2 protein-coding genes and 1 pseudogene are annotated in these 4,495 nt (G+C 42.9%); 1 reads left to right on the forward strand and 2 read right to left on the reverse strand.

Annotated features, from left to right (window positions below; all coding sequences use genetic code 11):
• Positions 1-887 precede the first annotated feature (887 nt).
• Positions 888-2,891, reverse strand: a complete 2,004-nt coding sequence (locus AB7U36_RS19285) for a methyl-accepting chemotaxis protein (protein WP_428161275.1) — start codon at positions 2,889-2,891, stop codon at positions 888-890.
• Positions 2,892-3,674: 783 nt separating this feature from the next.
• On the opposite strand from AB7U36_RS19285, the gene efpL reads away from it, so the two are divergent.
• Positions 3,675-4,241 (forward strand): elongation factor P-like protein EfpL, encoded by a 567-nt coding sequence (gene efpL / locus AB7U36_RS19290; RefSeq protein ID WP_287564265.1) that lies wholly within the window; start codon positions 3,675-3,677, stop codon positions 4,239-4,241.
• Here the strand turns inward: efpL and AB7U36_RS19295 are convergent.
• Positions 4,238-4,495, reverse strand: a pseudogene (locus AB7U36_RS19295) (DHHA2 domain-containing protein); the annotation flags it as partial. The gene efpL and the pseudogene AB7U36_RS19295 sit on opposite strands and share 4 nt — an antisense overlap.

Genomic DNA, 4,495 nt, shown 5'->3' on the forward strand with positions numbered 1-4,495 from the left:
AGGATTTTTGATTGTAGTTTCATAAAAAATCATGAGGGAGGCTCCATTATAGAATTAAAAAACAATCAAACTGCCAGCATGTTTGCTGACAATGAAAGATAATTATTATTTCCGAAAATGTCTAATGAATATTCTTCATTCGATAACTGCTTCAGTAAGAAACTTTCAGGGACAGTGTCAACAACAACCAAAAGAGGCCCCTTTGAAATCGATTCATACACTCTGTTCCGGTTTTTCTGAGTTTTATTTTTGCTGTATGTTGAAATTGATTGTCTTAAAATGGGATTGGAATTTTTAAAATCTTGCATAATCCAATATCCACAGTTTCTGGTAGTTTTCTTGACTATTCATATTCATTCCATAACCTCAGATTTGAAAAGAGAGTTTGACCCCAAAGTAATAATCAATTTAATTTGGAGATTAAACATCCCCGGTAGGGAAACGCAAGATTAAATTCTATATATCATTATCTTTCCTCAACAGAATAAAGAAGGGTACAAGATATTGTGCCCATCGCCGCCTCCCGAAAAACGAGCTTTTATACCAAAATTGTGGGGTTTCCTATTACTGATAACATTCTTAAGAGGTAATAATTTTAATCTGCTCTTCACAATACTTCGGACAGTTTTTGAAAGTCCGAAAGGCCCTGTTATTAAGGTTTTGATGAACGCCGAATAATTATTTAGAACCCAACGTATAGGCTGAGTTGCAAATAAATGGCTGTATAGCTGGAATCCCTTGATTCCAGGTGCTAAAAACTGTCCGAACCATTGCTTCAAACTGTTGCTGATTTTTATGCACCACCAGGATTTACATAGCCAGCACCTATGGCCTCTTTATAGTAAGACCTGCCGACCAACACGGACGGCAGGTCCGTATTTTGATGCTTATAGCTTAAACCTGCCGACCATTTTGTTAAGATTTTCGGCAAGTTTAGATAATTCCAGAACATTTTCATTTATATGCTTGGCGCCGGCTGTGATTTCGTCTGCGGATTGACTGACCTGATGGATATCCTGGGTGACCTGGGCTGCCACGGTAGACGTCTGGTTGACATTCTCATTGACATCCTGAACACCTGTGGCTGCCTGACTGACATTATTGGAAATCTCCTGGGTTGTAACAGACTGCTCTTCAATGGCAGAGGCAACGGATGTAACAATTGAATTGATATCGTCAATGATTTCAACAATTGCCTTTATTCCTTCTACAGATTCCTTGGTTGTTGTCTGAACCTCGCCGATTTTCAAACCGATTTCGTCAGTCGCATGGGCAGTCTGCTTTGCAAGTTCCTTAATTTCACCGGCCACAACAGCAAACCCCTTACCGGCTTCTCCGGCTCTGGCTGCCTCTATGGTTGCATTCAACGCCAGAAGATTGGTCTGTTCGGAAATATCGGCGATGGTTTCGGTCACCTTGCTGATTTCCGTTGCTGCCCGGCCTAACGCATCCACTTTCCCGGAAATATGTTCAGCTTTTTGAACGGCCTGGGTTGTTGTGTGGCTTCCCTTGGCGGTATTGGTTGCAATCTCATTGATGGTTGCAGACATCTCTTCTGCGGCGGAGACAATCATCTGCAGGTTGGTACTGGTCTGCTCTGTGGCAGCTGCCACACTGTTCATCGCCGTTTCCATTGCTTCTACGGCCGAAGAAACGGTATTGGCTTTCTGGGAAGACTGTTCTGCACCGAATGTCATATGCTGGGACACTTCCGACAGTTCCGTGGAAGACGATGTCAACATCTGAACCCCTTTTGAAATGTCTGCAAACATATTTTTCAAATTGTCCGTCATTTGCTTCATACTGGCATACACACCACAGAGCTGGTTCCCGGTGGTTTTGAATTCATATGTAAGATCACCGGACGCAATCTGGTCGGCCACTTTAGCGATTTCAGACGGGTCATTTCCCAGAAGCGCCATAATGCCTTTCACAAACCACAGGACCGCCACAATTATCAGGAGCAGAAATATACAACCCGCGGCAAGAACCATACTGCGAATCGAAACCACAGGCGCTAAAAACTCCGATTCATTCTGAGTGACCGCAATGCTCCAGCCTGTAGCAGGTACAGGTGCGAAACCGGCAATCTTATCAAGCCCTTTAAAAAAATATTTATCAACCCCTGCTTCCTGGGACAGCAATTTTTTGGAAATGTGCTCCATCCCCTCAAGGGTCGTTATATTCAAGCTGCAAATATAATCTTTCACAGGATGATAAATAAAAAGGCCGTCATTACCGACCATAAACGGATAACCTGTCTCGCCGATTTTCGTCTGCGCAACTTTTTCGGTTAAAACCGCCATTTTTACAACCGATCCCAAAATACCGGCAAACGCCCCGGAGCTGTCCTGGAAAGGAACGGCGATGACAAAAACGGTCTCCCCGCTAACCTTTGAGATAACCGGGTCACTTATGGTAATATTACCGGATTTGGCAGCCTGAAAATATTTCCTATCACCCACATTTAATTTTTTCAGTCCGGATTTTTGGCCATGGCTGTCAGCGCGAACAAATACAAGGCCGGATGAATTTGCAATAATAATAGTATCGTAATTTTTTTTATTTTTTTGATATATCTCTGAAAGATATGCCTCAACAGCAGACACATCAGAAGAATTATTTTCGAAATCTTCCGCACCGGCGTTATTCATCATCTTTTGGATCATGGGCACCGACGCCATTGTCTGGGTTTTTTCAATCTCCTGTTCCAAGAAAAGGTTTACCATGGTTGCAAGATTTTGTGCGGTGAGCTTTGCCTGCCCCTGTGCAATGTTAACCAGTGCAGAGGCGGATTTGTTTATTGAAAATAATCCCACGACAACCAGCGGAAGGATTGCCGCCACCACACCGCCAATGATTAATTTTGATCTTAATGTTAGTTTTTTCATTATTAATTTAGTCTTCATTGTTTGTTTAGAGTTGATCAAAATTTAGAGTCCCATGTTTAATAGGGTATGACATGTTTTTCACTCTCCGGCTTGAATTGTTTCCTCGTGCCGACAAGCATATTCTATGCCTGCACGAAAGCTCCATCCGTATCTACTTGATTTACAGAGTATTAATGGTTATATTATAGAAATTTAGGTTGTAATTTTTTTGTGATTTTCTTGAATAATCTTTGCACACTGTAAAAAGTTATCTTTACAGAGTGTAAAAAAGATAGGCATCAGCCTGGATATTTCATGATAAAAACGAGATTGTATTCATGAACAAAATAAGCAATGCTTGGGTCAACAATAATGGTATTTAAGAACTCCCAAGCCAATTTTGAAGCGGCGTTGGTTACTTTTGTTATTGGTGACCTGGATCGAAAACTTGGGGAAGATCAAATCAATGGTCTGAGGTGAAGACCACCCAGCGGATAGGCTCCGTTTTTTTGGTCAAATGACTCCCCCAGACTTTCCCTGTTTGGGGGTGATGACGAATAATTCAAACAAGCCCTGAATCTTTGTGACATACAAACTCTTTTTCCAGGCGTTCCCAGGCGTTGTTAAGATAATTCCAAAAACGATATTTGAGTTCCTTAAGTTGGAGTTCAAACCCTGGCCGGTTGGCAATATAAACTTGCTTTAACTCCCTTGGACTGGTAAACAGGCAAAAAAGTCTGGGGCCTGAGGGTCTAAGCGTAAATTTTATAAAAGCAATGAAGTTTTATTTTAGGAGAGGCACGTATGCCAAAAGCATGTGATTTAAAAAAGGGCCAGGTGGTGGACATCGGCGGTGAACCGTATCTGGTTAAACATATTGATGTAAAAACCCCGTCGGCAAGAGGGGCTGTCACCCTTTACAAAGTCAGGTTCAGCAGTATCAAGACCCGCCAGAAGTATGAAGAATCATACAAAGGCAATGATATGCTCGATGATGTGGGCCTGCAAAGAAAACCTGTTCAGTACCTCTATCCGGACGGGGACCTGCATGTGTTCATGGACAGTGTGGAATATGGTCAGTATCTGATTTCCCAAGACAATATTGAAGATGAGCTGGTCTGGCTCACCGACGGCATGGAAGATATTGTGGGCATGTTCATTGACGGCAATCTGGTGGCCATTGAAATTCCAGCCTCCCTTGTTTTTGAAATCACACAAACCGCTCCGGGCATCAAAGGGGCTAGCGCGACGGCCCGAACAAAACCTGCCACCCTTTCCAACGGGGTTGAGATCCAGGTGCCTGAATATCTTGAAATCGGAGAGATGGTCAAGGTCAATACAGAAACCAGAAAATATATGTCCAGGGCTTAATGCGGTTGCTCAAGGTTTGAAAAATACCGGTCCAGTATCGGCTCAAGTTTTTTTCTGGACAGGTTGAGGTTTCCCTGGCGGTAAAAATGAACGTCTCCGCAGTTAAAGCCTTGGGGCGGGGGAATTGTTTCCAGGTCAAGGTTGAATGTCAGTATGGCGGAAATGGTTGTGTAAAGAACGGGGGATTTGCAGAAAACAGCAATCCCCCTTGAAAATTCAGGGGTGCGCTGGGTGTTCATGGTCATTAAAATATC

It is taken from the genome of Desulfobacter sp., from assembly GCF_050177295.1.